Source organism: Ectothiorhodospira marina (genome assembly GCF_900109495.1).
In the GTDB taxonomy this organism is placed as follows: Bacteria; Pseudomonadota; Gammaproteobacteria; order Ectothiorhodospirales; family Ectothiorhodospiraceae; genus Ectothiorhodospira; species Ectothiorhodospira marina.
The window spans coordinates 64,310-89,440 of record NZ_FOAA01000003.1; the positions used below are offsets into that span (position 1 = coordinate 64,310).

At 55.1% G+C, this 25,131-nt stretch carries 23 protein-coding genes and 1 pseudogene; 20 read left to right on the forward strand and 4 right to left on the reverse strand.

All coding sequences use genetic code 11. From position 1 onward, the window contains the following. Window positions 1–34: 34 nt before the first annotated feature. The 20 genes and pseudogenes from BMY52_RS04240 (at window position 35) to BMY52_RS04335 (ending at window position 18,465) form a co-directional block, all read left to right on the forward strand. On the forward strand, window positions 35–1,033 hold the full coding sequence (locus BMY52_RS04240) for a sulfotransferase family protein (RefSeq protein ID WP_090251346.1): 999 nt from the start codon (window positions 35–37) through the stop codon (window positions 1,031–1,033). A gap of 21 nt (window positions 1,034–1,054) precedes the next feature. Beyond that, the gene (locus BMY52_RS04245) at window positions 1,055–2,092 is read left to right on the forward strand and encodes a nucleotidyltransferase family protein (protein ID WP_090251348.1); all 1,038 of its coding nucleotides are present in this window, start codon (window positions 1,055–1,057) and stop codon (window positions 2,090–2,092) included. After that, window positions 2,089–2,772, forward strand: coding sequence for an acylneuraminate cytidylyltransferase family protein (locus BMY52_RS04250; protein ID WP_177169839.1), 684 nt, complete (start codon window positions 2,089–2,091; stop codon window positions 2,770–2,772). The genes BMY52_RS04245 and BMY52_RS04250 overlap by 4 nt, the downstream gene beginning before the upstream one ends. Then, the gene (locus BMY52_RS04255) at window positions 2,762–3,763 is read left to right on the forward strand and encodes an NAD-dependent 4,6-dehydratase LegB (RefSeq protein WP_090251353.1); all 1,002 of its coding nucleotides are present in this window, start codon (window positions 2,762–2,764) and stop codon (window positions 3,761–3,763) included. The genes BMY52_RS04250 and BMY52_RS04255 overlap by 11 nt, the downstream gene beginning before the upstream one ends. Further along, window positions 3,760–4,917 (forward strand): LegC family aminotransferase, encoded by a 1,158-nt coding sequence (locus BMY52_RS04260; RefSeq protein ID WP_090251356.1) that lies wholly within the window; start codon window positions 3,760–3,762, stop codon window positions 4,915–4,917. Before BMY52_RS04255 ends, BMY52_RS04260 begins: the two co-directional genes overlap by 4 nt. Then, window positions 4,914–5,534 carry an acetyltransferase gene (locus BMY52_RS04265; protein ID WP_090251358.1) on the forward strand — a complete coding sequence of 207 codons (621 nt, stop codon included), beginning with the start codon at window positions 4,914–4,916 and terminating at the stop codon, window positions 5,532–5,534. Before BMY52_RS04260 ends, BMY52_RS04265 begins: the two co-directional genes overlap by 4 nt. Further along, entirely contained in the window at window positions 5,527–6,534 is a 1,008-nt protein-coding gene (gene neuB, locus BMY52_RS04270; RefSeq protein ID WP_090251361.1) for an N-acetylneuraminate synthase, read from the forward strand. Before BMY52_RS04265 ends, neuB begins: the two co-directional genes overlap by 8 nt. After that, window positions 6,531–7,691, forward strand: coding sequence for a UDP-N-acetylglucosamine 2-epimerase (neuC, locus tag BMY52_RS04275; RefSeq protein ID WP_090251364.1), 1,161 nt, complete (start codon window positions 6,531–6,533; stop codon window positions 7,689–7,691). Before neuB ends, neuC begins: the two co-directional genes overlap by 4 nt. Next, window positions 7,688–8,569 (forward strand): methionyl-tRNA formyltransferase, encoded by an 882-nt coding sequence (locus BMY52_RS04280; protein WP_090251367.1) that lies wholly within the window; start codon window positions 7,688–7,690, stop codon window positions 8,567–8,569. Before neuC ends, BMY52_RS04280 begins: the two co-directional genes overlap by 4 nt. Beyond that, window positions 8,566–9,234, forward strand: a complete 669-nt coding sequence (locus BMY52_RS04285; RefSeq protein WP_090251368.1) for a PIG-L deacetylase family protein — start codon at window positions 8,566–8,568, stop codon at window positions 9,232–9,234. The genes BMY52_RS04280 and BMY52_RS04285 overlap by 4 nt, the downstream gene beginning before the upstream one ends. Window positions 9,235–9,276: 42 nt before the next feature. Further along, window positions 9,277–9,621, forward strand: a pseudogene (locus BMY52_RS04290) (UDP-N-acetylglucosamine 2-epimerase); the annotation flags it as partial. A 289-nt stretch (window positions 9,622–9,910) separates the two neighbouring features. Then, the gene (locus tag BMY52_RS15985; protein WP_177169840.1) at window positions 9,911–10,153 is read left to right on the forward strand and encodes a transposase; all 243 of its coding nucleotides are present in this window, start codon (window positions 9,911–9,913) and stop codon (window positions 10,151–10,153) included. Window positions 10,154–10,629: 476 nt separating this feature from the next. Next, complete coding sequence (locus BMY52_RS15100) at window positions 10,630–11,193, forward strand: hypothetical protein (RefSeq protein WP_143050418.1); 564 nt, start codon at window positions 10,630–10,632, stop codon at window positions 11,191–11,193. 188 nt (window positions 11,194–11,381) lie between these two features. Then, the gene (locus BMY52_RS04305) at window positions 11,382–12,359 is read left to right on the forward strand and encodes a hypothetical protein (RefSeq protein ID WP_090251373.1); all 978 of its coding nucleotides are present in this window, start codon (window positions 11,382–11,384) and stop codon (window positions 12,357–12,359) included. Between the two features lie 261 nt (window positions 12,360–12,620). After that, entirely contained in the window at window positions 12,621–13,769 is a 1,149-nt protein-coding gene (locus BMY52_RS04310; protein WP_143050419.1) for a glycosyltransferase family 4 protein, read from the forward strand. 313 nt (window positions 13,770–14,082) lie between these two features. After that, the gene (locus BMY52_RS04315; protein ID WP_177169841.1) at window positions 14,083–14,850 is read left to right on the forward strand and encodes a glycosyltransferase; all 768 of its coding nucleotides are present in this window, start codon (window positions 14,083–14,085) and stop codon (window positions 14,848–14,850) included. 175 nt (window positions 14,851–15,025) lie between these two features. After that, entirely contained in the window at window positions 15,026–16,036 is a 1,011-nt protein-coding gene (locus tag BMY52_RS04320) for a glycosyltransferase (protein WP_090251378.1), read from the forward strand. A 122-nt stretch (window positions 16,037–16,158) separates the two neighbouring features. Then, window positions 16,159–16,620, forward strand: a complete 462-nt coding sequence (locus BMY52_RS15990; protein ID WP_425429219.1) for an FkbM family methyltransferase — start codon at window positions 16,159–16,161, stop codon at window positions 16,618–16,620. 76 nt (window positions 16,621–16,696) lie between these two features. Beyond that, window positions 16,697–17,698 carry a glycosyltransferase family 2 protein gene (locus BMY52_RS04330; protein WP_177169842.1) on the forward strand — a complete coding sequence of 334 codons (1,002 nt, stop codon included), beginning with the start codon at window positions 16,697–16,699 and terminating at the stop codon, window positions 17,696–17,698. Beyond that, window positions 17,695–18,465, forward strand: coding sequence for a sulfotransferase family protein (locus tag BMY52_RS04335; protein ID WP_143050422.1), 771 nt, complete (start codon window positions 17,695–17,697; stop codon window positions 18,463–18,465). The genes BMY52_RS04330 and BMY52_RS04335 overlap by 4 nt, the downstream gene beginning before the upstream one ends. A gap of 24 nt (window positions 18,466–18,489) precedes the next feature. On the opposite strand, the gene BMY52_RS04340 is transcribed toward BMY52_RS04335, so the two are convergent. The 4 genes from BMY52_RS04340 to BMY52_RS04355 form a co-directional block, all read right to left on the reverse strand. Next, window positions 18,490–19,278 (reverse strand): ATP-grasp fold amidoligase family protein, encoded by a 789-nt coding sequence (locus BMY52_RS04340; RefSeq protein WP_177169843.1) that lies wholly within the window; start codon window positions 19,276–19,278, stop codon window positions 18,490–18,492. Between the two features lie 250 nt (window positions 19,279–19,528). Continuing rightward, complete coding sequence (locus BMY52_RS04345) at window positions 19,529–20,353, reverse strand: FkbM family methyltransferase (protein WP_177169844.1); 825 nt, start codon at window positions 20,351–20,353, stop codon at window positions 19,529–19,531. Between the two features lie 126 nt (window positions 20,354–20,479). Continuing rightward, the gene (locus BMY52_RS04350; protein WP_090251393.1) at window positions 20,480–23,518 is read right to left on the reverse strand and encodes a pyridoxal phosphate-dependent decarboxylase family protein; all 3,039 of its coding nucleotides are present in this window, start codon (window positions 23,516–23,518) and stop codon (window positions 20,480–20,482) included. Between the two features lie 94 nt (window positions 23,519–23,612). Continuing rightward, entirely contained in the window at window positions 23,613–25,100 is a 1,488-nt protein-coding gene (locus BMY52_RS04355; protein ID WP_090251396.1) for a lipopolysaccharide biosynthesis protein, read from the reverse strand. Between the last annotated feature and the right edge of the window lie 31 nt (window positions 25,101–25,131).

A 25,131-nucleotide genomic window follows, 5' to 3' on the forward strand; every position in this document is an offset into this window, starting at 1 on the left:
GCAACCCCCAAACAGCCTAGTTGAAGGGAATACCATGTCAGCCCTCCCCCCTGTACTGATTGTGGGTAGTGGACGCTCGGGTACGACGTTCCTTGGAAAACTCCTGGACAGTCACCCGGAGGTCCGATATCGCCACGAACCCGACTGGGCTTACGTTAACAGCACACTTCCCTTCCTGCCACCCAAAGACATTCCAGAGGCCTTTATTGAACAAGCGGCAGACTACATCCGCGCCCTCATGGAAATCCGCGCACCCAAAGTGAGCGGCAAAACACCCTTTTTTCCGAAGGCGTATCGATCCGCACCACTCGAGGTTCTTTTTCGCCTGAATGCCATGGCCGCACGCCTTGTGGATCGCGCAGGACTTGGCAGCAAGCGAAACCTCATACTTGACATGGCACCTCGCCGGCTGCTCGCTCAGGCCACCACGGTGATCAAAAGCGTGAACTCCGTCGCGAGAGCACCCATTTTTGCGGCGGCATTTCCGGACATCCGGATTATCCATATCGTCAGACACCCTGCGGGCGTAGTCGCCTCTCGATTGCGGGGTGCGGAACAGGGCGTGATGAGCCCGACAGTTTACATCGACGACATTTTTGACGCGGGATACACCGACTCGTGGACATTTGGACGTGATGAAGTGAAACGCTGGCCGATCGAAAAACAAATGACCTTCGAATGGATGGCCATCAACGAGGCAGTATTCACCTCGCTAAATGGAAACCCGAATTACCTTCTGGTGACACACGAGTCACTATCCAGATCCACAATGACAGAAACAAAAAAACTCGTCACCCATGCGGGACTCCAATGGAACGAACAAACAGAAAATTTCATATCCTCACTAAGCGCTGACTCTGCCCAATCCGGATATTTTGATATTCAACGATCACCAGAAACTCAAGTGGATACCTGGCGACAGGAACTCACCCCCCAACAAGTCGCCTGGGTCACCGAAATCGCAACGTGCTCTCGGATTGGTAGGCACCTTATACCCACATCTCCAATGTCTTCGCCGCCCCCTGCATGCTAGGATCTGGAACACGGAGTAAACGTGCAGAAAATATCTAAATACAAGGTTCCCCCAACCTGCACCGTGCGGGAAGCAATCTCCGTAATCGATCGCGGAGCAGCTCAGATTGCTTTGGTGGTTGATCATGATGCCCACTTGCTGGGCACCGTCACCGACGGTGATATTCGCCGAGCGCTGCTCCGGGGGGAGGGCCTCGAAACGCCGATCGAAGAAGTGATGCATCGTGGCTTTCGTTCCCTCCCGGTAACAGCCACAGAAGAAGATGCACTGAACCTGATGAGACATGAGGTCATTCATCAGATTCCGGTTATTGATGATACCGGCCGAGTGGTACGCCTCTTTCTCCTCGAAGAGCTCATAAAACCCAAAAAACGACCTAACCCGGTCGTGATCATGGCCGGGGGGAAAGGGGAGCGACTGAAACATCTGACGAGCGATTGCCCCAAGCCGATGCTGCCAGTGGGTGGCAAGCCCATTCTGGAAATCATCCTTGAGCAGTGCATCAAGGCGGGGTTTCGGGAGTTCTACTTCTCCGTCAACTACCTCAAGGAACAGATCCAGGACCACTTCGGAAATGGCGAATCCTGGCAGGTCAATATTCAGTACATTGAAGAGGACAAGCCACTGGGCACGGCCGGCGCATTGAGTCTGCTACCAGCCATGCCCGAGCATCCCCTGCTGGTTCTGAATGGCGACGTACTCACCCGCGTGGATTACGGGCGCTTGTTGCACTTCCATTCAGAGCATGAGGCAGCCGCGACCCTCTGTGTACGGGAGCACACCACCCAGATCCCCTACGGGGTTGTCCGAATGGATGACGTCATGGTGCATGCGATGGAGGAGAAGCCGGTCCTCAGCCACTACGTGAATGCGGGAATCTATCTTCTGGATCCCAGTTTGCTGAAGCTGGTCCCGTCCGACCAGTTCTTCGACATGCCGCAGCTACTGGAAAAGGCGATGGCACAGCAATATCGCGTCAGCGCCTTTCCCATCCATGAGTACTGGCTCGATATCGGTCTACCCGAAACACTGGATCGGGCACACCAGGAGTGGCGATGAGGCTCCTTGCACTTATACCGGCACGCGGTGGTTCTAAAGGCATTCCCCGCAAGAACATCAAGCCACTTGCGGGGAAGCCACTGCTGGGATGGACCATTGATGTGGCCCGACAAGCGGGTTCCATTGACCGCATCGTTGTGAGTACCGAGGATGAGGAGATTGCTGCCCTTGCCCGCGACCTGGGTGCGGAAGTTCCCTTCATGCGACCGGCGGCACTCTCTGCGGATGATACCCCGGGTATCGAACCGGTAATCCATGCGCTCGAACAGCTGCCCGAGGTGGACTGGGTGCTGTTGCTCCAGCCCACCTCCCCCTTGCGGGCTGCAGAGGACATCGAGGGCATCGTGCAGCTCTGCCTGGAGCGAGAAGCCCCTTCAGCCGTATCGGTAACCGCCGTAGACAAGCACCCGTACTGGATGTACCAACGCGACGAAAAAGACCGCCTGGAGCCCATGATTCCGGACCAGCCCGCAATCACCACACGACAGGAACTGCCACCAACCTATGTCCTCAATGGCGCCCTCTATCTGGCCCGGAGGGACTGGTTGCTGGAACAGCGCCGGTTCGTGGGGCCTGATACGCTGGGCTACGTCATGCCACCGGAGCGTTCCGTAGATTTGGATACACCCCGGGACTGGGATTGGGTTGAATTTTTAATCGAGCGCGAAAATGCCAAATAAAATACTTATCACCGGCGCCGACGGCTTCATCGGCTCCCACCTCACGGAAGCCCTTGTCCGCGCAGGCTATGACGTGAAAGCCTTCGTCCTCTACAACTCCTTCAACTCCTGGGGTTGGCTTGATCACTGTGCCGATGATGTACGTGGGCAGTTCGAGGTCTTTGCCGGCGACATCCGCGACCCGCACGGGGTGCGCACCGCGATGGCGGGGTGCGATGCCGTCCTGCACTTGGCGGCCCTGATTGCCATCCCCTACTCCTACCACTCGCCGGATACTTACGTCGACACCAACATCAAGGGCACGCTCAACGTGGTACAGGCGGCGCGCGAGCTTGGTGTTCGTAAGGTCGTCCACACCTCCACCAGCGAGGTCTACGGAACGGCGCGGTTCGTACCCATCACCGAAGACCACCCGTTGCAAGGACAGTCCCCCTATTCGGCGAGCAAGATCGGGGCGGACCAGATCGCCCAGTCGTTTTATCTCTCCTTCAGTACACCGGTGGTGACGCTGCGGCCCTTCAACACTTATGGCCCGCGCCAGTCCGCGCGAGCGGTCATCCCGACCATCATCACCCAGATCGCCAGCGGCCAGCGGCGGCTCAAGCTGGGAGCCGTGCATCCGACCCGCGATTTCAACTTCGTGGCCGATACCGTCCAGGGTTTCATCAAGGCGCTGGAGAGCGATGCGGGCGTAGGTGAGGTGATCAATGTTGGCAGTAACTTCGAGATCAGCATCGGAGACACCGTCCAGGCCATTGCCGAGGTAATGAATGCCGAGATCGAGATCGAAACCGACGAGCAGCGGCTGCGCCCGGACAAGAGCGAGGTCGAGCGCCTCTGGGCGGACAATACCCGTGCCCGTGACCTGCTCGGCTGGACCCCGGCATATGGTGGGCTGGACGGCTTCCGGCGCGGGCTGGCGGAAACGGCGGAGTGGTTCACGGACCCCGCCAACCTGGCGCGCTACAAGGCGGATCAGTACAACCTATGACTCCATTACCGAAAGCCGTGGTCGAGGCCCTGCAGTCGGTGCTGGGTGAAGGCCCCATCCCACTGCACGAGCCGCGCTTCCATGGCAACGAGCAACGCTACGTGCAGGACTGCATCGAGTCCACCTTTGTCTCCTCCGTCGGGGCCTACGTCGACCGCTTCGAGCGCGCGCTGGCCGAGTACACCGGCGCGCGGCGCGCGGTGGCCGTGGTCAATGGCACGGCGGCATTGCAGGTGGCGCTGCGGCTGGCCGGCGTGCGGGCGGGCGATGAGGTCATCGCCCCGGCCCTTACCTTTGTCGCCACCGCCAATGCGGTGCACTATCTGGGGGCGACACCGCATTTCGCGGATAGCAGCGAAGCGACCCTGGGGCTCGATCCGGATGCGCTACGGGACTGGCTGGAACACACGGCCGAGCGCACGGCCGATGGCATCCGCAACCGCCATACGGGCCGACCGCTACGCGCTGTCGTGCCGATGCACACCTTCGGCCACCCCTGTGACCTGGATGGCCTGATGGCGGTTGCCCACGACTACCGCCTGACCCTGGTCGAGGATGCGGCTGAGTCCCTTGGTAGCCGGTATCATGGCCGTCATACCGGAACCTTCGGACTATTGGGGGCGCTGAGCTTCAACGGTAACAAGATCATCACCACCGGCGGCGGTGGCGCCATACTGACCAATGATGAGCGTCTGGCCGACCACGCCAAGCATCTGACGACCACGGCCAAGCAGCCGCACCGCTGGGAGTATGTGCATGACGAGATCGGCTACAACTTCCGCATGCCCAACCTGAACGCCGCGCTGGGTTGCGCACAGTTGGAGCAGCTGCCCGATTTCCTCGCTGCCAAGCGGCAGCTGGCCGATCGCTATCAGGAAGCCTTTTCCGGTGTTGAAGGTGCACACCTGATAAGAGAACCGGAAGGTACCAAGAGCAATTACTGGTTTCAGACACTGTTGCTGGACGAGGGTGAGGCGGAACAACGGGATCGAGTCCTTGAGGCCACCAACGAGGCCGGCCTGATGACACGGCCGGCCTGGGCGTTGATGCACCAGTTGGTACCGTACCGGGATTGTCCGCGTGCACCGTTGCCGGTGGCGGAGTCACTGGCACGTCGAGTCATTAACCTGCCCAGCAGTGCGGGGCTAGTATGAAACCGCTGTTGCTTCTGGGGGGGGGCGGCCATTGCCACGCGGCTGTTGATGTCATCGAAGCCGGGACGGTGTATCAGATCGTCGGCGTTGTGCAACCATCGGTCGCTGGTTCAGCGCCAGTTTTGGGATACCCCGTGGTGGGCACCGATGATGACTTGTCCGCCTTGCTGGCGGAGACCCCTCGGGCACTGGTCACCATCGGCCAGATCAAGAGCCCCGCAACCCGCATTCGCCTCTTCGAGCTGCTCAAAAGCCACGGCGCCGAAATTCCGGTAATCAAATCGCCGTCTTCGTATTGCTCCCCACATGCCGAGTTGGGTGAGGGGTGCATCCTGATGCACGGCGCCCTGATCAACGCCAACGCTCATGTTGGTGAGAACTGCATCGTCAACAGCCAGGCGCTGATCGAGCATGATGCCGAGATCGGTGCTCATTGCCACATCTCGACCGGTTCTCGAGTCAATGGCGGTGTCCGGATTGGTACGGGCTGCTTCATCGGCAGTGGCGCGATCCTAAGGGAGGGCATCGAAGTCGGCAATGGCGCGATCATCGGCGCCGGTCAGGTCGTGCTTCAGGATGTGGAAGCCGGAAAAACCGTGAGTAACCATCGTGACTGAACATACCACCATCATCGCAGAAGCCGGCGTCAACCATAATGGTGATCTTGAGCTTGCCAAGCAATTGATCGACGCGGCCGCCGAAGCCGGTGCCGATCTGGTCAAGTTCCAGACCTTCAGCGCCGAACGGTTGGTGACCCAGAGCGCCCCCAAGGCCGATTACCAGACACGCACCACGGAAAAGAGCGAGTCGCAATTCACCATGCTGCGCCAGCTCGAGCTAGATGACGAGATGCATGGGGCACTCATGGCCCACTGTCAAGAGCGTGGCATCGGCTTCTTCTCCACCGGCTTCGACATCCCGAGCCTCGACTACCTGGCCTCGCTGGGTGCGGAGCGTTTCAAGGTGCCCTCGGGCGAGATCACCAACCTGCCCTATCTGCGCCATATTGGCAGCTTCAGCAAGCCGGTGATCCTCTCCACCGGGATGGCCACGCTCGGGGAGATCGAGGACGCTCTGGAGGCGCTGGAGTCCGCCGGTACCCCGCGCGAGCGGATCACGGTACTGCACTGCAATACCGAATACCCCACCCCCATGGCCGACGTGAACCTGCGCGCCATAACCCGCATTCGCGACGCCTTTGGCGTGGCGGTGGGCTACTCGGACCACACGCCGGGCATCGAGGTGCCCATCGCCGCGGTGGCACGGGGCGCCACGGTGATCGAGAAGCACCTGACGCTCGATCGCACCCTGCCCGGCCCAGACCATAAGGCCAGCCTCGAACCCGGTGAGTTCACCGCCATGGTGCGGGCCATCCGTAACATCGAGCAGGCGCTGGGCGATGGTATCAAGCGCCCGAGCCCCAGCGAGATGGGAAATCGGCCCATAGCGCGCAAGTCGCTGGTCGCCTCCGGGCCGATCCGCACTGGGGAGCCGTTCACACCGAATAACGTGACCGCCAAGCGCCCCGGGACCGGCATCTCGCCGATGCGCTGGGACGAAGTGATCGGGCGGGCAGCCACGCGGGATTACGCCGCCGACGAGTTCATTGAACCATGAAGAAGATCTGCGTTGTCACCGGCACCCGCGCCGAGTACGGTCTGCTGCGCTGGGTGATGGAGGGTATCCGCCAGTCGCCTGCGCTGGAGTTGCAGCTCATCGCCACCGGCATGCACCTGTCACCCGAATTCGGGCTGACGGTCGAGGCGATCGAGGAGGACGGCTTCCAGGTCGACCGCAAGGTCGAGATGCTGCTGAGTTCGGATACAGCGGTTGGCGTGACCAAGTCCATGGGGCTGGGAATGATCGGCTTTGCCGATGCGCTGGCCGAGTTGAAGCCGGATCTGATGGTGGTGCTGGGGGATCGCTACGAGATCTTCGCTGCTGCCGGTGCTGCGATGATTGCGCGCGTACCTGTGGCGCATCTGCATGGTGGTGAGGCCACTGAAGGTCTTATTGACGAACCTATTCGTCACAGCGTCACAAAGATGTCGCATCTGCACTTCGTCGCGGCGGAGGAGTACCGGCGTCGCGTGATCCAGCTCGGTGAGGAGCCGGAACGGGTTTACAATGTCGGTGGCCTTGGCATCGACAACATCCTGCGTTTGAAGCTGCTCTCGCGTGAAGAGCTAGAAGAGGCACTGGATTTCAACCTAGCGCCGCGCAATCTACTGATCACCTTTCATCCCGTGACGCTGGAGTACAACACCAGCGGACAGCAGATGGATGAGCTGCTCGCGGCACTAGCGGAATTACAGGATACCGGTCTGATCTTCACCATGCCCAATGCCGATACTGAGGGGCGGGGGCTATTCGACAAGATCGAGTCATTCTGTGCCCAGCAGCCTCGCTCTAGGGCCTATACGTCGCTGGGCCAGTTGCGCTATCTCTCCTGCATTCAGTATGTGGACGGGGTAATCGGGAATTCATCCAGTGGACTACTCGAAGTGCCCAGTTTCAAGAAGGGTACGATCAATATCGGGGATCGGCAGCGGGGTCGATTGCAAGCCTCGAGTGTAATTAATTGTGAACCCGAACGGGCTTCCATCGAATCTGCACTACGTGAGTTGTTCTCGCCTGAATTTCAGTCGCGGCTTCCGTTGGTAGGAAACCCCTACGGACAGGGGGGAGCGAGTGAGGCCATCGTCAAGGTTCTGGAGCAGCGCTCGCTGAATGACCTCCTGAAAAAACAATTTTACGATTACCCTGGAAAATGAGAATACTCTTCATTGGTGCTGTTGAATTCTCCGCGTGTGCGCTACGTGAACTCATCGAGATGCGGGCGGATGTTGTTGGCGTTTGCACCCTTTTAGAATCGATTTTCAATGCCGACCATGTCGATCTCACTCCGATCGCTGAAGAGGCTGGTATTCCCGTGTGCTCCACAATGGACATCAACGGGGAAGAGGCTCTGAACTGGATCCGCAGATGTGAACCAGATGTCATCTTTTGTTTCGGCTGGTCCAAGTTGGTTCGTTCACCCCTTCTCGAACTTCCGCGCTTGGGTGTCGTCGGTTTTCATCCCGCAGCCCTTCCAGAAAATCGGGGGCGGCATCCGCTGATCTGGGCTCTGGTGCTCGGCCTAGAGGAAACGGCTTCTACCTTCTTTTTCATGGATGAGGGGGCGGATTCAGGCGATCTGCTGTCGCAGAGGAAGATTGCTATCGAGCCGGAGGATGATGCACGGACGCTCTATACCCGTGTCACAGAGGTCGCCATGGGTCAGATACGTGAGTTTGTACCCCTGCTGGAAAGCGGACGATATCAGCCTCAGCCACAGGAGCACAGCAAAGCCAATGTGTGGCGTAAACGAGGTATCACCGATGGTCGCATTGATTGGCGAATGTCGGCCGAGACCATCCATAACCTGGTACGGGGCCTCACACGGCCTTATGTCGGTGCGCATTTCGATTTTGGGAAACACTCCGTCAAGGTATGGCGAACTGAGATAGGGCTTGACATAGCCGCCAACCTCGAACCCGGCAAGGTGTTGGCGGCAGAGGAAGAGGGTCTTCTCGTCAAGGCAGGTATTGGTGCCATCCGCTTGCTTGAGTACGAGCCCCGGATTTCCCTGACCCCAGGAGACTATTTGTGAAGACACTGGTCGTTTCCCCACACCCCGACGATGAACTGCTCGGCTGTGGCGGTACACTGTTGCGGCGAACCGCTGAAGGCGGCACGGTAGGTTGGTTGCTGATGACTGCGATCACGGAAGAAGGGGGTTGGGGCCTTGAGCGGATCGAGCAGCGAGCGAAAGAAATAGAGGAGGTTCGTGTCGGTCTCGGTATTGACCCACAGCATATGTATCAACTCAACCTCCCGACCGCACAACTTGATCAGCAACCGATGGACACCCTCGTTTCCCGTGTCTCCCAGGTGTTCAGGGATTTCGAACCCGAGGAGGTGCTGCTCCCACATCCTGGCGATGCGCACAGCGACCATCGCATCACGTTCGAGGCCGTCAGCGCGTGTACCAAATGGTTTCGGTATCCCAGTGTACAGCGCGTGCTCACGTACGAAACGCTGTCGGAGACAGATGCCGGGCTTGATCCTGAACGTCTTTTCCGAGCAACGGTATTTGTGGACATCAGTGATTACCTGGATCGAAAGATTGAACTGATGCGGGTCTATGCAAGTGAGATGGGAGACTTCCCGTTTCCGAGGAGTGAGAGGGCGTTGCGGGTGCAGGCTGAATTTCATGGCGCGCGGGCAGGCTTTATGGCCGCGGAGGTATTCACGCTATTGCGAGAGAGACATTAGAGATATTGAGACAATTGTAAGCAATGGGATAAATCGCTCGGGCAGTTGTGCTACCTCTCATGCCTCAAGCATGTGAATGGCGTGGTCGGGAACTCCTCCAGCGGCCTACTCGAGGTGCCCAGCTTCAAGAAGGGTACAATCAATATTGGGGATCGGCAGCGGGGTCGGTTGCAAGCTGCGAGTGTGATCGATTGCGAGCCTGAACGTGCTTCCATCACCACTGCACTAGATGAATTGTTCTCGACTGAATTTCAGTCGCAGCTTCCGTTGGTAGAAAACCCCTACGGACGGGGGGGGGGGGCGAGTGAGGCCATCGTCAAGGTTCTGGAGCAGCGCTCGCTGGATGATCTCCTGAAGAAACGATTTTACGATTACCCGGAGAAATGAGAATACTATTCATTGGTGCTGTTGAGTTCTCTGCGCATGCGCCATCACCCCGGAGATGAAATACGGCAGTGCAAAAGTCTAAGGAGAAGTCACATGAATAGCAGCCAGCGGATGTTAAGCGCTGGCTGACGGTGGACTCCAAGACCCAGGCCCTTGCCAACGCGGAGAAAGCGGAGATCCACTGAGGTAATGAGACCGGCTTGAGATCGGATTGCCAGCATGTGCGTGGCTATGCGCCTAAGGGGAAAAAACCAGTGTTGCGGCAGCATGCGAGCGCGCTTTCATCAACTTGATTGCCACGATTTCCAATCGCGGTAAGCTTTGCTTCCGGATTTATGAAGACAATACGAATGCTGATTTACAAACCGACTTCATGAAGCGACAGACCAAGACTTGTTACCAGAATATTTTCCTGGTTTTGGATTCTTTCCAGGCGCACCATACGTATAAATTCAGAGGCCGATTGAGTGATCACATGCATGAGATCGAGGTCTTTTATTTGCCGCAGTATTCGCCGGGAGTTCGCCCCTGATAAAGACCTAACTTTTTGCATCAAGGTTAATAGCGTTCACAGCGGTTCGCCAAGAGTGCAACCAAGAACAAAAACTGAAACAGAACGCGATCTCTCACATGCGGAAGCAGCAAAAGCTGCCCAAGTGGGTTACCGGCTATTTTTAAGGGCCGTTAATTCAGTACGCAGTAGTGTGCCTATTTGTTTACCAGGCTAATAAGGGTCTTTTAATGACGCAACCTTTTCACGCACTCAAGAATCTCGCCAGAAGCGGTAGAGACGTACTGCAGAGCGCATGGCTCCATAAGCACCTAAAAAAACAAAAAACCTCCGACACAATATTCATCCTTGGCTCAGGATCTTCCCTAGAAAACATAAAAGACTGGTCCTTAATTTCTAGGCATGATTCGATCGGCTTTAATTTTTTTATGATACATAACCATGTGCCGACCTATTACTGCATTGAAGCACCCAGAGATCCGGACTCTAGGAATTGCATGAAAAGACTGGTGCTATTCAAGGGAGATGAGTACTGGCGGAAAACGGTACCACTAATAAAACCACGCGCCGGGTATGCTGAGCTTTACTTTTTATTCAAGGAGCTTAATATCCCTTGCCACGTTGTCACTAGCGTGACGATTAACGCAGAAAATTGCTCAGAATTAATCAAGGCTATTGAGCACCACAACCGTCATATTATTTATCGCCATTTATCCATAATGCATGGCCAAGGCGTCGCTTCTATTGAAACCATCTCCAATTTTTGCGTTAGACTAGGTTACAAAAAAATCGTCTTCGTGGGTATTGACTTAAATAATACGAATTATTTTTATAATGAGGAAAGGTACTTAGCGCTCAGAAATAAGCACTTAATACCTTCGACAGACCAAGTAGGCGCCGTACACAAAACAAACGACCCTCAACAAAAATATGGACACATGATAGTCACCGATGTAATTCGGTGCTATTCAGAGCATTACAGTCAAGAAGGAATTGAATTTTATGTAGAAAACAAGGATAGTGCACTGGCAGACTTTCTCCCTGTATGGTCCTTATCTTGACAAATCAAAACCGATTTCAAAATTTCACTGTACGGCCAGGGCCGCCCCTTTGGCAAAGCGGAACTACAGCTTACATCATTAAATCGAATCTAATTGAAGCTGTTGCGAGAGCAACTTATTGGCAAGTAAATTGAAATCTATCACTCATAAGCCCAAAAAACTCGGCTTGGTCCAAAGAGCCTAATCCGATGACCACGAATACAGCAACCGTAATCATCCGCTCTGCGCGGGAACGCACCGAGGCCCTCTGCAGGGAGCTAGTTCTCGCTCAGGAAGTACCGGCGGAAGCAGTGTTCGTCGTCCGTGAGGTGCCGTTCTCCCAATCCATGCGCACGTCGTTTCGTATAGGACTGGAGCAAGGACGGCCTTGGACATTTTGTGTGGACGCCGATCTACTGCTCCGTCCAGGCGCGATTGCACATATGCTGGAACTCGCTGAGCAACAGCCTCCAAATGCTTGCGAAATTCAAGGCTTGGTTCTAGACAAGTTCTTTGGCGGTCCTCGTCCAGCCGGAAATCACCTTTATCGCACTGCTCACCTGGAAGAGGTCATCGCCCGCATCCCGAATGAGGGTACGAATATACGCCCAGAGGGCCATACGCTAAGGTCAATGAAAAAGGCTGGCTACCCGTGGGTGCAGGTGCCTTATGTGGTGGGTTTGCATGACTTTGAGCAAAGCTATCAGGACATATTCCGGAAATGTTTTGTTCAGGCGCATAAGCATCTGGGGTTAACTCCCCTTTTTATGACAATCTGGCGCGAAGGTAGCGCCGATGACACTGATTATCGTGTAGCACTGGCCGGCTTTGCACGTGGAATCGAACACTATGATGATGTTCACATAGATATCAGGGGCGAGCATTTCAAAATGAGTCTCAACGAGTTCGGCCTCAGCGAGAAATTACCCATAGACACACGAGCTTGGCCCAGCGCGCGCATTGAAGCAATCATTCAGAACTGGCAGGAGCCTGCCGTCTATCGCCAATGGTACCCCACTCGCTTTGACCTTGATAAGCCAGATAAGCGAATCAACGTACGCTCATCCATACAAAGGCTCCGCAAACATCTCGAGCGCCATGGCTTAAAGAAAACAATGTCGCGCGCCGCGGGCTGGACATTCATCATGATAGGCGAGAGGCTTCAGCGGATAGCAGATCAGGCCTGACGACCACCATACTTCATCTGCGATATGATGGAAGTCAATTTCTTCTTGAGTTCACCCAGAACATCGTGGAGCTGCCGTTATACTCCAATTTTTAGTGAAGGCTGCATTTCAAGCCACCACCATGTAGCGACTTAAAGTAATGTCTCTACAGCCCAGCATGACATACCTGCATCTCGCACGGTAATTTTTCCCAGAAAGATTAGCCACCATAATGATAATACTTAACGCGTCGTTAAAGTCATAGACGGGGGAAACGAAAGCTTGAATCTACTTTTTACAACAGGACTTAACCCCTATGGAAGCAGGCCGTTCGGCGGCGCTGAGACATCGATCCGGCTACTTGCCGAAAGCATGGCGGCACGCGGCCATAAGGTGATCTATCTAACCCTGCGCGCAGAAGAGCGGGATTACGAAATCGCCAAGGCAGCTGGTGTTAAGCTTTGGGCGGTCCCTGCGCTTCGTGGAAACCGCTTCCGACTTGTTCGGGCGGTCGGGAAGCTTCGCCTCCCAGCCATGATTGCGTTGCTAGCGCTTCGATACAGGATTGACGTCCTCTATTGCTTTTACGAAATCGACGTCATGGAAGCAGCGCTTCGCGTTCGGAACTGGCTGAGACGTCCGAAGGTTGTAGTACGCATGGCTGGCTTTCTTTGGCATTCAACTTCCACGCGTGACCCGAGGCTTCGAACTCGATATGAGCTGGCATTTAATTCTGTGGATAGCGTCAATTTCGTTACAGAAGGCTTGGTTGAAATGACCGAAAAAGGGACCGCTGAGCTGGGCATGCAAGTGCGGTTCCGTGATACCTTCGTCCATGACATTGGCTGTTCATCCGCACCCGTGAGGACGCTACCGTACAACAGCCTTCCACAAACACCGTTTCGAATGCTGATGGTTGGACGCTTTGCCAGTTATTCAAAGCGTCAAGATCTGCTCGTAAAAGCAGTCGCTCTGATACCCGAAGAGATACCTGTTTCACTAACGCTGGTTGGTGAAGGGCCTGATAGGCCGGCCATTCAGGCCCTAGTTGAGCAGCTCAATTTGAGTCACCGAGTTGAGATCATACCCTTTATCGACCAAAAGATCTTATGGAAACGACTGCAGGAGGAACATCTTCTGTGCCACGCAACAAACTCTGAGGGTTTGGCGAAAGCGATACTCGAGGCTATGGCCAAGGGACTGCCCGTACTGGCTTCAAATGTGGCCTCAGTTAATAGTTGCATTCGAGAGGGTGAGACAGGATTTCTAGTTGATAACAACCCCGAGTCCTGGGCCGACCGGATGATCGGGCTAAGCAGGCGACCTGAAGATCTCGCCCGAGTATCCGAGGCTGGGCAGAAGCATGTTCTAGAGCAATGGGATCCCGCCAAATGCGCTCAGCAATACGAGACATATTTTGAGCGACTCTAAGCTGTTCCAACTTATCTGAATCGAGCGGGTGTCACAGGTATTGGCCGCGCGCACTCTAGCCAGCTCTTCGGTACGGCGTCAGTGGTCTCATTGCTTTAAACCAACTCAGGGACTTCTATCAGCATCATTCCTCACCATCTTATTCGGGAAATCGCAGAGACCAAGTGAAATGATTCCTAGAAATATAGCTTTACAAAAACTCATGAATGTAGCGAGGCATCCGCGTCAGTACACGCAAAGAGTCTTTGGGCCGGCCAATGGACTGATAATAGACAATAAGGAAGGCCACGACGAATATAGGATTAGAAGGCCGATGATTTCACGAAAGCGGGGGGTATCGGCAATTATCCGGGCAAAGAACGAAGCCCACATCATCGGTCGCTGCCTTGATCTGATTTACCCTGTCTTCGACGAGATCATCGTCGTCGACAATAATAGTGCTGATCAGACGCAGAAGGTCGTTTTAGACATTGAAAAGACTCACTCAAAGGGCAAGATAAAGCTCCACACATACCCATTTGACCTTTCCCGGATCGGCCCGGAGAATGCAGCCACTGATGATAAATCCATACACAGCTTTGTTTATTTCAGTAATTGGGCGCTAAAACACGCATCATACGCGTATTTATTTAAATGGGACGCGGATATGCTACTCCACCCCGATTCCGCCACCGATTTACGCCTTTACCTTGACTCGCTATCGCCATATTGGCCGATATGGGGTTCCTTTAAATTGCAGACCATTTACGTAAGCGATGATGGCGTGTACGCTCCTGAGGATGACGTCAACTGCGAAACCCACCTTGCGCCAAATCGATCGGATGTATTCTTTGCAAAAAATGGGTACTTTGAGCTGCTCACCAAAAATTGCTTGGCGAAACATAAGACTTTCGACTGCTTCCGAATATATGAGCACAAGGATCTTCGGCGAGATGAATTCGCTCATTGGTCAACGGACCATTTCGTGACTGAGCGCAAGCGGCGGGAGGCAGATTACTTTGCTCGGATTAAAGGCAAAAAAGGGATTGAGGGTATCCGGCAGTTAAGCAGTGAATGCCGAAGCGAGATCGGCCTCGAATAGAAACCACAAACACTCCTCAGATGAGCATAATATAATGTTGCTGCCGCGCGGCGCTTATCTATTCACAATCCAGGGACGCCACCAAAACATACTCGACGCACGCAAGTTGTAGAAGCCCCGCTGATTCAGGCATTACCCCTTGATCACATACCCCGTGACGCAGCCACTTGATAACATGCCGATCTTAGTCAATAGAAAACGTACCGTGCACTTGATTAACCCGATGGTCAACCCCCACGGGGGTGCGGAAAACCGGGTAAAGGAGCTTTATCACGTCCTCAAATCCCGAACAACCGTCAACATCTGGAGCCCCGCCGGAAGCAGTCCATCACCCCTGCTTACAGCTCAACTTCCGATCAGGAGAATTCGCCCAAGGCGCTTGCAGTTTCCCTTTGGAGGCACAGTGGTTTTGGCGGCAGCTGGTCCTTGGTGGATCGGTAATTGGATAAAATACTTCAGGCCAAGACGCGTCGTTTATATCTGCAACCTCCCCGACATTGAACAAATCCACAACCGCATACGCGAACTTGAATCCTACGGGCTCCAGGGCCGGATACACTTTGCGTATGCGGCGGAGTGGATTCGTAGCGCCGTCGGCCGGCCCGGTCCGGTCCTGATCTCTCCCATTGATATTGAAAGATTTCGGCCACTCTCACTGGAAGCGCAGATTCGGAGCAGGCCGTTTACCATTGGACGATTGAGTCGCGATATTCCATACAAGCACCACCCTGACGATTCGCAATTATATCAACGTCTCGCTCAACAAGGGTTCAAGGTGCGAGTGATGGGCGGCGACAGCCTCCGAACGGCGCCACACCCCAATATTGAGATTCTTCCGGAAGGTGCTATGGCAGCGGATGACTTTCTGCGTTCGCTCGATGTGTTTTTCTACCGCACGAACACCGCACAGTGGGTCGAGCCCCATGGTCGGGTTGTCACCGAGGCACTCGCCACAGGGCTTCCGGTGATCTGTGGCGACCTGGGTGGGTTTATTGAATGGGTGAGACCCGGCAAGAACGGTTATATTATCTCTGATAACCAGGAGGCAGAATCCCGAATGTTGGAGCTACGTTCCGACCCCAAACTTTACGTTAACCTATCAATTGGGGCCCGAGATACTGCGGAGTCGGCGTTCTCTCGTGAGGCAATTGACCGGCTTGCGAAACATATCATCGGCGATGACTAACCCGTTTGCGTGGTTTTAAGTGGCTGGCATCCGGCGGCGCAGCAACGTTAAAAAGACACCATCTTGCCGGCGCATATCCACTCCGCCCCCCCTATCCAATCGGAACGTTCATATAAATGACAATGTCGCTAAATCTTTTTACTAGCGAACCAACCAATTCGAGTGCTTCACTAATCGAAAATTTTAGGCCAAATAGCGAGGTCGCTGAGAAACTCTTTATCCCAGCATTTAGCTTTAAGAGCATTTCGAATCTAATAAGTTTCGACGACATAGGCATCATAAAAATAGACGTGGAAGGCGCAGAGCTAGAGGTCATAAAAAGCTTATTGGAGCCAATTAAATTATACAGACCCATAATTGTACTGGAAATCTTACCCGTGTATAACGAGGCAAATAATTTCCGACTTGACCGGCAAAAAGAAATAGAGCAAATATTTAGAAGGATTAACTATGTAATTCACAGGATCGCCAAGAATGGCGATAAGTTTTCGTCGTTGTCAAAGATAGATGCTATCGGCATCCACTCTAATCTCACCCAATGTGACTACGTAGTTGCTCCAGAAGAGATAGTGTTAAGCAACTGAAGTTCCCGCCCCTCCTTCACGCTGCGAGCTCATTTTAGCGTTTACCCCGTACCATATTGGCGGTATGCTGTCACCTATGGATAACTTAGCTAAACCTTTCTTTTCAGTGGTCATCCCGACTCGTAACCGCCCAAAGCTTTTTGCCCTGGCGTTGCGTTCCGTACTAGAGCAATCGTTTCGTGAGATCGAGATCATTGTGGTCATGGACGGCTCAGATCCGCAGCACGACCCTGAATACGCAGTCGTTTTGGCAGAGGCGCCCAATGCTTGCACGCACAGGCAACCCCATCGGCCCAACGGGCATGGGCAGAGCTACTCAATGAATACCGGGGCGTACATCGCCCAAGGCGATTACGTTGCATTCCTGGATGACGATGACTACTGGACCGATCCACAGCATCTAGCGCGCGCACATACGGCCATTCAAGCGTCTCAGCAAGAAGTGGATGCCTACTATTCGGATCAACGGGCGTATTTCGCTGACGGGTCGGAAACTGCGCGCACTGTATGGATAGAGGATCTTGCCAGCCAGGTGGTAACCCAAGGCCAGGCATATGGAGATGCCTACCGAGTCTCACCGGAATTTCTCCTGAGCAGCAAAGGGTTTGCCCACTTGAATTGTTCTATCATCCGACGCGAGCTCTACTTACAATTATCCGGCATGGATGAAAATATCCGGTATGAATGTGATCGCGATTTCTTCCTGCGTACGCTTGATGCCGCAGAGAACTTTCTCTATTGCCCGCTATTCACTTCACGACACCATATTCCCGAAAAGGGCCGCCGTGACAATATGTCCACACTCGTTTCGGACTATCAGAAAGCACTTTACCAGATCGCCGTGTACGAGAAGAATCAGCTGTTGTCTCGGCGGCCAGCGATACGTAATGCATGCCGGGTGGGCTTGAGTTACGTTTACAAGAACTTGGCCGAGCAGCTAGCGAGAGAGCGACGTTTAGACGATGCCCTGCGGTATGCACAGAAAGCGCTGGCACTGGATGGTGGCTGGAAATGGAGAGCGCGAACGCTTCTGCTGTGGGCAGACCATCGGTTCCGGAGGCCAAGGCACTCAGCATGAGCATCAGAACACCGATTCATTACTGGGCCGCAGCCAGGCCTTACGGACGTATTTTTCTACTAAGCCATATGCGGGCGTATACCAGCTTGTTTGCTCACATCCTGGGCAGTCATCCCGAGATCGACGGTTATTATGAACTCCATATTGGATATTATAGCTGGCGCAGTTTATTACGTCAGAAGCTGGTGTATTTTGTGCGAGATAACCACAACCCTAAGCGGGGCGCACGGTTCTTATTCGACAAGGTCTTGCACAATGATCACAGGCTCAGTGATACCATACTCACGCGCAAGGGCTTCAGCTTTATTCTAGCGCTGAGACCACCGCATGAAACAATCCCCAGCATCAATGAACTGTACGCCCGAGTGGACCCACAGAACCCACTTGCCACTGAACTCGGCGCTTTTTGTTATTACCTTGACAGGCTAGAGACTTTATGCGACATCTCCCAGTCACTCAGCGGGCGTTACCTTTACCTGGATGCCGAATGCCTTCGGTCTCGGACTGCCGAGACACTTCCTTTGCTTGCGGACCATATTGGCGTTAAACAACCGCTGAGTGAAGAGTACGAGGTCAAGCCATTGACAGGCCTCGCCAAACGGGGCGACTCGTCCTCCAATATTCACACCGGACACATCTCGCGCAAGGCTACCCTCCACTCACCGGTAACTGATGCAGCGCGTTTGGCCGAGGCGCGCGAAGCCTACCAGGCGGCTCGTGAGATGCTCATTCAGAACAGCCGCCAGCATCTCGTGATGCCTGACTGAACGCGGGGGACCAGCGGCCACTCTTCAGTCCATATAAAAACGCTTGGCGATCGGCCTATCCTCAGAGAACACCTCGAATAATTCGCGGTCTACCTCGTCGAATTCTTTACTCCAGAATCCCGACAAATGGTAATGCGTAAACTCCCCGAAGTAGATATTGCCCTGATGCAGATAGAGATCGATCCGCACGAGATCAAACGCTGCACCAAGGGCCTCTGCTACCGTTATAGCATCTTCCAAACGATCTGGCCGCGGCACTTGCTGAGGATACTGTAGGCCAGCACCAAAACTTATATTAAGCCGCTTCCAGTTCTCATTGAAAAACGCCTGACTATGTTTTGTGTAGCGATCAAAATCTAGCTGAATTAATCGCGCCTTGCCAGAAAAAACAAATATCTTATAGTCAACCGCAAGCGCACCGTCATGCACTAATAACTCTTCAACGATAAATTTTGGGGTCAAATACTTGTAACCCCAGTCACGAGAAACCCAGTAATAATTTGCCTGGCCCCAAGCCGCCAATGTCTGTACTAAATTTTCGGGAAGGCCGTGCTTATCCCTTACAATCACGTTATATCCGGACCCGTGGGTACCTTTCAATGCAAAGGCATCAGGGAATCGGTCAAACGGAATCTCCTCTGCAGACCTGAAAATACCATGGCATGGAATCAAATACTGCTCGCCAACAACTGCTTTAACATATTGGCGCGCGTACTCTTTATCGGATGTAAAGGCAACAAGTATATCCTTGGCATTTAGCTTCTTATGCTGAATTAGCTCACTAAGTCGTCCAGGAAACATGAGGCTTGGCATTCGCCTAAAGCTATAGATATAGCGGAGTACTACATATATATAGGCCGGCAACGCGCGAATCATAAGGCTCTTTAGGCCAGACGACATAATGATATACCACTCCTAATTTCGTTCTGCGATTTTACAATGCGAACCACGGTGCCCCATCGACGATCATGCGGCTGTAGATATCGATGATCATGTACACTGGCCTTGGGCAGATAGGTCACGCCCCACGACCGGGTTTGCAGTGATCCGTCGGCCGAATATCTTAGCGGTGGACCGGTGCCATTCCAAGCGCTTCGAGGACTTGTGTATCATCTGTATAAATCGCGAGATAATTAGGCCCCTTGAAGTCTTCATCATCAAAACCATATGATTTGAATTGAACTCGATCTGGAAACAGACGGGCAACCCGATACCCTTGCTGCTCAAAGAACTCGTAGAAATCACGTAGCAGAAATTTACTTAAAATTGCGCCTTGGTTGTATTCGAACTGAATCAGGCGGATGGCTTTTTCCTCTAGCATGCCCTCAAACCCATCGAGGACCATTTTTTCCGCTCCTTCCACATCGATCTTGAGCAGGTCGATGCGATCGATGCCGTGCCGTTTACAATAGGCATCACCTGTAGTAATCGGGCAATCTCTTTGCTTTGCTTTAGCTGACTGGAAATTTAATGCGCTTGAAAGGACGCTTTGATCAGGTTCGTACCAAATGGGCAGGCTACCTTCTTCTGGGCCAAGCCCTGCGTCATTGATAACCACCCTATCCATCATCTCCTTCAGGTTGCTAACGAGTACTTCGCGTGTGTCTGGCACTACTTCAAATGCATGGATCTGAGCGTGAGCGTGATGGGTGTAGGCGATGCGTGACCAGTTGCCCACATTGGCACCCACATCGAAGATCGTTTGAAACTGCAGCGGTGCCAGGATTTCGAGGAGCCAAGCCTCTCCATTGATGCGGATCTTGTTCTCGATGCCGTGGTACTCGCGATCAAATGACCGACAAAAAACCGAAAGATGATCGATGTGCTTGTTATTTTTTTGTGCGACAGTAACCGGGCGACATCCCTGATTTCTTCTTTTTTCAACCAACCCAGCGTTCGCGCAAGCGTGAGCGCTGCGAAGTAGGTCATGTTCTTGTATGGGTGAGGCATATTGTGATCCTTTAGGGATTCAAGTCGACTTGCGGCGGACTTGCATGATCTGCTTATCCATCCTTCAACATAATCGATATTCAAGACACAGACCGATCTTGCGCAGAATCATCTCAACCTGTTTCAACTCACCAGCAACCGATTGCAGATAGCCCTGGGGATGCCCTTGCCAGTGTTCTGCCACGGCCCGTGCACCCATACTGATCCTGAGAGCGGCCGTATTGCGCCCGGCTATCTTGACGGGTTGGCCGATGTGGCAGGCCTGGGCAGCAATGGCATGTGCCTCGGGGCCCATCTTGTGGGGCATTTGATCCGAAAGCATCATGGTGAGGTCGCGGTTGAGCAACTCATACAGACACTTGACCCTCGATTCCGCCAGATATCCGGCTTCATCCCTGATCAGGAAGGGGATGATGGTTCGCCGCGATGACAGCTCCCGCCCCAGCCACTGGGTGCGTTCAAAATAGGACTCTCCCTCAAGGAACAGCAGTTCGAGGAAGGGGTGCCGACCCACCGCCTCGATCACGCCGGCACATAGGGAATCCAGTGCCTGGCAACGGTATTCCACAGGCACGGAATAGTAGCGCTGCATCTCGGCAAGCGCCGCCCTCCAGCGCAGGTATGCGCCTGAATTGAAGGGCCGATTCGTGGCTTCGGCCAGTTTTCCATGCCAGCTGCCCAGGTCGGCTCCAGGCAGATAGTCGGCCACGCCCGCCGGGAGATCGCGGCCGTCTTCACGCAGGCGCTGGTCGAACGCGCGTGGGAAGATGGCTGCGCCGCTGAACGGGGGGCCGGTAAAGAATTTTGACCCGGTGACCAGCACGATGAATCCTTTGGCCAGGTGTTGCCTGAGGTCTTCCTGGTCGATTCGAAGTTGGCAGGCGTCCACGATGACCGTCATGTGCGCCCCAAAACGATCGTGGAGCCGTTCCAGCGCGTGACGGGAAGGTGACCAGCACCCTAATTTGGAATAGTCCATGGCATGCAAGACAACATGCTGGCCGTCTTGAATCAGCTTGGCTACTTTCTGTTCGATGGCGCCGTCCACTTCGTCGATACCACGAAGCCGCCCGGTCGCATCGTGCAGGGGTTCGCCGTGAAAACCGATGTAGGGCATCCCCCGGAGTGGCTCCCCTTTGGGCACCTTGGCGCCTAGGGCGGTTGTGGCATCAAAATGGCGCCCGGTGACGGAAAATGGCGTGCCGCTGCCGGTCTCATCGGCGGCGCAGACCAGGCTGATGAGGGGGCGGTCCACGATTGTGGCCAGGGCGGCCATCACATGGAGCTGGGAGTCCGTTCCGGATGGAGACAGCCGGATTTCAGGCGCCAGGTCGTGAATACCCAGAATTCGGGCGATGTCCCCACACAAGCCTTGCGCGTGTTCACGGGCCACATCCAGGAACGCATCCGCCTCCCATGCCGCGTGGAGGAGCTTTTGTCTGTCGATATCCGCATGCTCATAGGCATGGCCAGACACCGAAGTGGCCGTGGATGAGGCAAAGGTGTAGGCATGTTCGCGAAGGAACGGCGCACAGCCATAGCGATTCAAGCCGGTGGCCGGGTCCACCAGTAACCGTGCATCCCCTCCATGCATCAGGTGCCAATGGGTGGGGCGGAGCAGATCCGTCAAGGATGGCTGGGACAGGTGGCTTGCCAAGGTGATCACATCATCCACCATCCGATCCAGGTCTTCCATGCGGGTGCGATGATTGACAATGGCGATGCGGATGGCCAGTGAGCCGTTGATACGGGTGGTGGAGGGGGCCGCGCGCCCCGTGAACTGCAGATGAGACACAAGGGCGCGGTTGAATGCGTCCCTCAGTTCTTCATCGGGATGGAGATAGCGAAAACAGACGATATTGGTTCGTACCGGCGCCAGGAGTTCGAGATCGGGGTTGTCCTCGATACGGCGGGCAAGTCCCGCCGCGAAGTCGCAATGACGGTCTGCCATTGCACCGATCCGCTCGCCACCTAATGCCCTGAGCGTGAACCACACCTTGATGGCCAGGCTGGATCGGGAAAGTTCAGGCCCAAAATCACAAAACCAGGGTTGCCCACCGGCCAGACCGATGGACTCAGTGGCAAGATAATCCTTCCGGCTGCCGAAGGTATGCATATGGGCCTGCGCGTCCCGCACCAGCAGGCCCCCTACGGAATAGGGCACTTGAAACCATTTGTGAAAATCAAAGGCGATGGAGTCGGCCTGCCCTACCTGGTCAAAGCAGTGGCGATACTTCTTCCCCAGGGCCAGTGCACCCGCGAACGCGGCGTCCACATGCACCCAGAGCCCTTCTTGCTGGCAGAGATCGAGCACGGCCGGCACATCGTCGATCGCGCCGGTGTTGACGGTGCCGATGGTGGTGATCACAACAAAGGGCACGTGCCCCTGCTCGCGATCCTCTGCAATGCGGGCGGCAAGTGATGGCACGTGGATCCCATGGCTCTCATCCACGGACACCACGCGCAGCGCGTCTTCTCCCAGCCCCAACAACTGAAACGCCTTGGCCACGGAGTGATGGCACTCCTGGGAGCAGTATCCCGTCAGGGCATGGGGGAAGGCCTTGAGGCCCTGAGTTTTAGCCACATGGGGCTGGCAGGCGCGCTCTCGCGCCACGGCCAGGGCGATAAGCGTGGCCATGGAGGTCCCGGAGGTGAGCAGGCCGGAGCTATCCGCGGGATACCCGAACAGTTCCCGGCACCAACGCAACACCTGGCGTTCGATATGAATGGCCACATGATCCCGCCCACCGGCATTGCTGTTCATGAAGGCCGCGCACATCTCCCCGATGGCGCCATATACATTGCCACCTCCGTGCACCCAGCCAAAAAACGAGGGGTGGGTGTTGCCATTACCATAGGGAAGGCAGAGTTTGGAAAACTCCTGGTACAGGGTTTCCAGGGAGACGGGGGTCTTGGGCAGGTCCCTGGCCAGGAGATGCAGGGTCTGTTCGGGGATGGGACGCCAGACAGGCTGTCCACGGATGCCTTCGAGATGGGTTACCCCAAGATCCACGAACCGTCGCCAGTGTTCACGCAACGTGTCCCAGTCTTGAGGGTCCAGATCATCTCCCGCCGAGGATCGGGGGGTATCAGAATCGCTCATTCAAAACCCACTCTCTGGAAACATTGTGGACTTGGGCTCATGGATAGGCGTGGTGTGCATTGTTACACGCACCACGAATCCGGGCAATGACGACTCACTTTACAATGCGAAAACTTCTCCCAAGGTATTGAAGCCCCAGCGTTTCGATGCCATTGGGTCGTCCGCTTGCCAACCATCCCAGGAACAGCGCAAGGACATAGATGCCGGCCCCCAGCACGACATCCTGTGTCAGGCTCAGCAAGACCCACTGGGTATCAATCCCCGGGAACAACCACAACCCTAACGCCATCACCCCGGCCGCAAACCAGGGGCGCCAGATGGCCTGAATGAAACGTGCCACCCCAAGCTGCAGCGTCACCCTCAGGAGGATCAGCAAAGGCACGACCATGCAGGCCGTTGCCACGACGTTACCCCAGGCGATACCCGGCAAACCCCAGATGATCCCGCCGATCACGCAGGCCAGCATGGTCAGACCACCTTGCCCCAACCAGAACAGGGCCGCCGTGCGCGGCAGGCCGAGCACGTTGAGCGTGTCCGAGACGTGGGTCAGCAAGGTCCGTAAGGCAGCATACAAAGCCAGAATCTGGAGGAGTGGAATCACCTCGCTCCATCCCGGACCCAACAACACCGGCACAGCATCCTCGGCCACCAAGGCCATCCCGATGCAAAGGGGAAGGATAAGTGTTGCGGTAGCACCCACCGTCTGCAGGTAAGCCCCCCTGACGCGCGCAATATCGTTATTGATCCTGGACATCACCGGGTACAAGGCGCGACCAATGGGCTCTGACAACTCATGAGCCGGCAGGGTGGCCAGTTCGTGCCCCAGGGAGTACATGCCCGTGCCGCGGGCGTCCGACACCCCCCCCGCGATCAGGATATCGCCCTTGTATTCGAAAAAACGGCCCACGTTGCCGGCAATGAGCCATTTGGAAAAACGCCAGAGCTCAGGGATATGGGAAAGATTCAGCCTGGGGCGAAAAGGGTGCACGTAATAGCTCAATACCGTGGCCGCCAGACGACTGATTGTCATGCCCAGGACCAGGGCCCAGTAGGACCTCAGGGCAAAGGCGGCAGATATGGTGCAAACAAAGGCAATCAGCTTGACCATCACCATGAAACGAAAGTCCCGTTCAAACTGCAGATGGCGCCGAAAATCGATAATGCCCACATTCTCGAGGCCGCTGAGCAGGACGTAGAGGGTCAATACCCACATGAGGGTCTGCACCGCCGGTTCGTCGTAGTACCACGCGGCAAGGGGCGCCACCAAGACCAGCAGCAAGGCCGTCACCACGGCTTGTATCAATTGGAGGGTGAATGCTGCGTCATAATGGGCGCGGCTTGGCTGACTCATCCTGATCAGCACCATTTCCACCCCGAAATCCAGGAACACCCCGATAAACGCCAGGAGGACCATGACCATGGCCACCATGCCGAAGTCCTCCGGCGCCAGTAACCGTGCCAGGATGAGGGTGCTGATCAGCCCGATGCCGCGCATGGCCCAGCGCATGCCCACGGTCCAAAGCGTGCCGATCACCATGTGCCGGCGGTAACCGGATGAATCGACGGGCGGCTCGGACGTCACGCCCGCTCACTCATGGTGTCAAATACGTTAA

Bases quoted from the DNA above. Each gene is read 5' to 3' on its own strand.
- BMY52_RS04255 (WP_090251353.1), top strand. From the start codon at position 2,762: ATGCCAAATAAAATACTTATCACCGGCGCCGACGGCTTCATCGGCTCC.
- BMY52_RS04320 (WP_090251378.1), top strand. From the start codon at position 15,026: ATGCCGATCTTAGTCAATAGAAAACGTACCGTGCACTTGATTAACCCG.
- BMY52_RS15100 (WP_143050418.1), top strand. From the start codon at position 10,630: ATGAAAAGACTGGTGCTATTCAAGGGAGATGAGTACTGGCGGAAAACG.
- BMY52_RS04260 (WP_090251356.1), top strand. From the start codon at position 3,760: ATGACTCCATTACCGAAAGCCGTGGTCGAGGCCCTGCAGTCGGTGCTG.
- BMY52_RS04240 (WP_090251346.1), top strand. From the start codon at position 35: ATGTCAGCCCTCCCCCCTGTACTGATTGTGGGTAGTGGACGCTCGGGT.
- BMY52_RS15990 (WP_425429219.1), top strand. From the start codon at position 16,159: ATGTCGCTAAATCTTTTTACTAGCGAACCAACCAATTCGAGTGCTTCA.
- BMY52_RS04315 (WP_177169841.1), top strand. From the start codon at position 14,083: ATGATTTCACGAAAGCGGGGGGTATCGGCAATTATCCGGGCAAAGAAC.
- BMY52_RS04305 (WP_090251373.1), top strand. From the start codon at position 11,382: ATGACCACGAATACAGCAACCGTAATCATCCGCTCTGCGCGGGAACGC.
- neuC (WP_090251364.1), top strand. From the start codon at position 6,531: ATGAAGAAGATCTGCGTTGTCACCGGCACCCGCGCCGAGTACGGTCTG.
- BMY52_RS04350 (WP_090251393.1), bottom strand. From the start codon at position 23,518: ATGAGCGATTCTGATACCCCCCGATCCTCGGCGGGAGATGATCTGGAC.
- BMY52_RS04280 (WP_090251367.1), top strand. From the start codon at position 7,688: ATGAGAATACTCTTCATTGGTGCTGTTGAATTCTCCGCGTGTGCGCTA.
- BMY52_RS04265 (WP_090251358.1), top strand. From the start codon at position 4,914: ATGAAACCGCTGTTGCTTCTGGGGGGGGGCGGCCATTGCCACGCGGCT.
- BMY52_RS04340 (WP_177169843.1), bottom strand. From the start codon at position 19,278: ATGCCAAGCCTCATGTTTCCTGGACGACTTAGTGAGCTAATTCAGCAT.
- BMY52_RS04335 (WP_143050422.1), top strand. From the start codon at position 17,695: ATGAGCATCAGAACACCGATTCATTACTGGGCCGCAGCCAGGCCTTAC.
- BMY52_RS04330 (WP_177169842.1), top strand. From the start codon at position 16,697: ATGGATAACTTAGCTAAACCTTTCTTTTCAGTGGTCATCCCGACTCGT.
- BMY52_RS04250 (WP_177169839.1), top strand. From the start codon at position 2,089: ATGAGGCTCCTTGCACTTATACCGGCACGCGGTGGTTCTAAAGGCATT.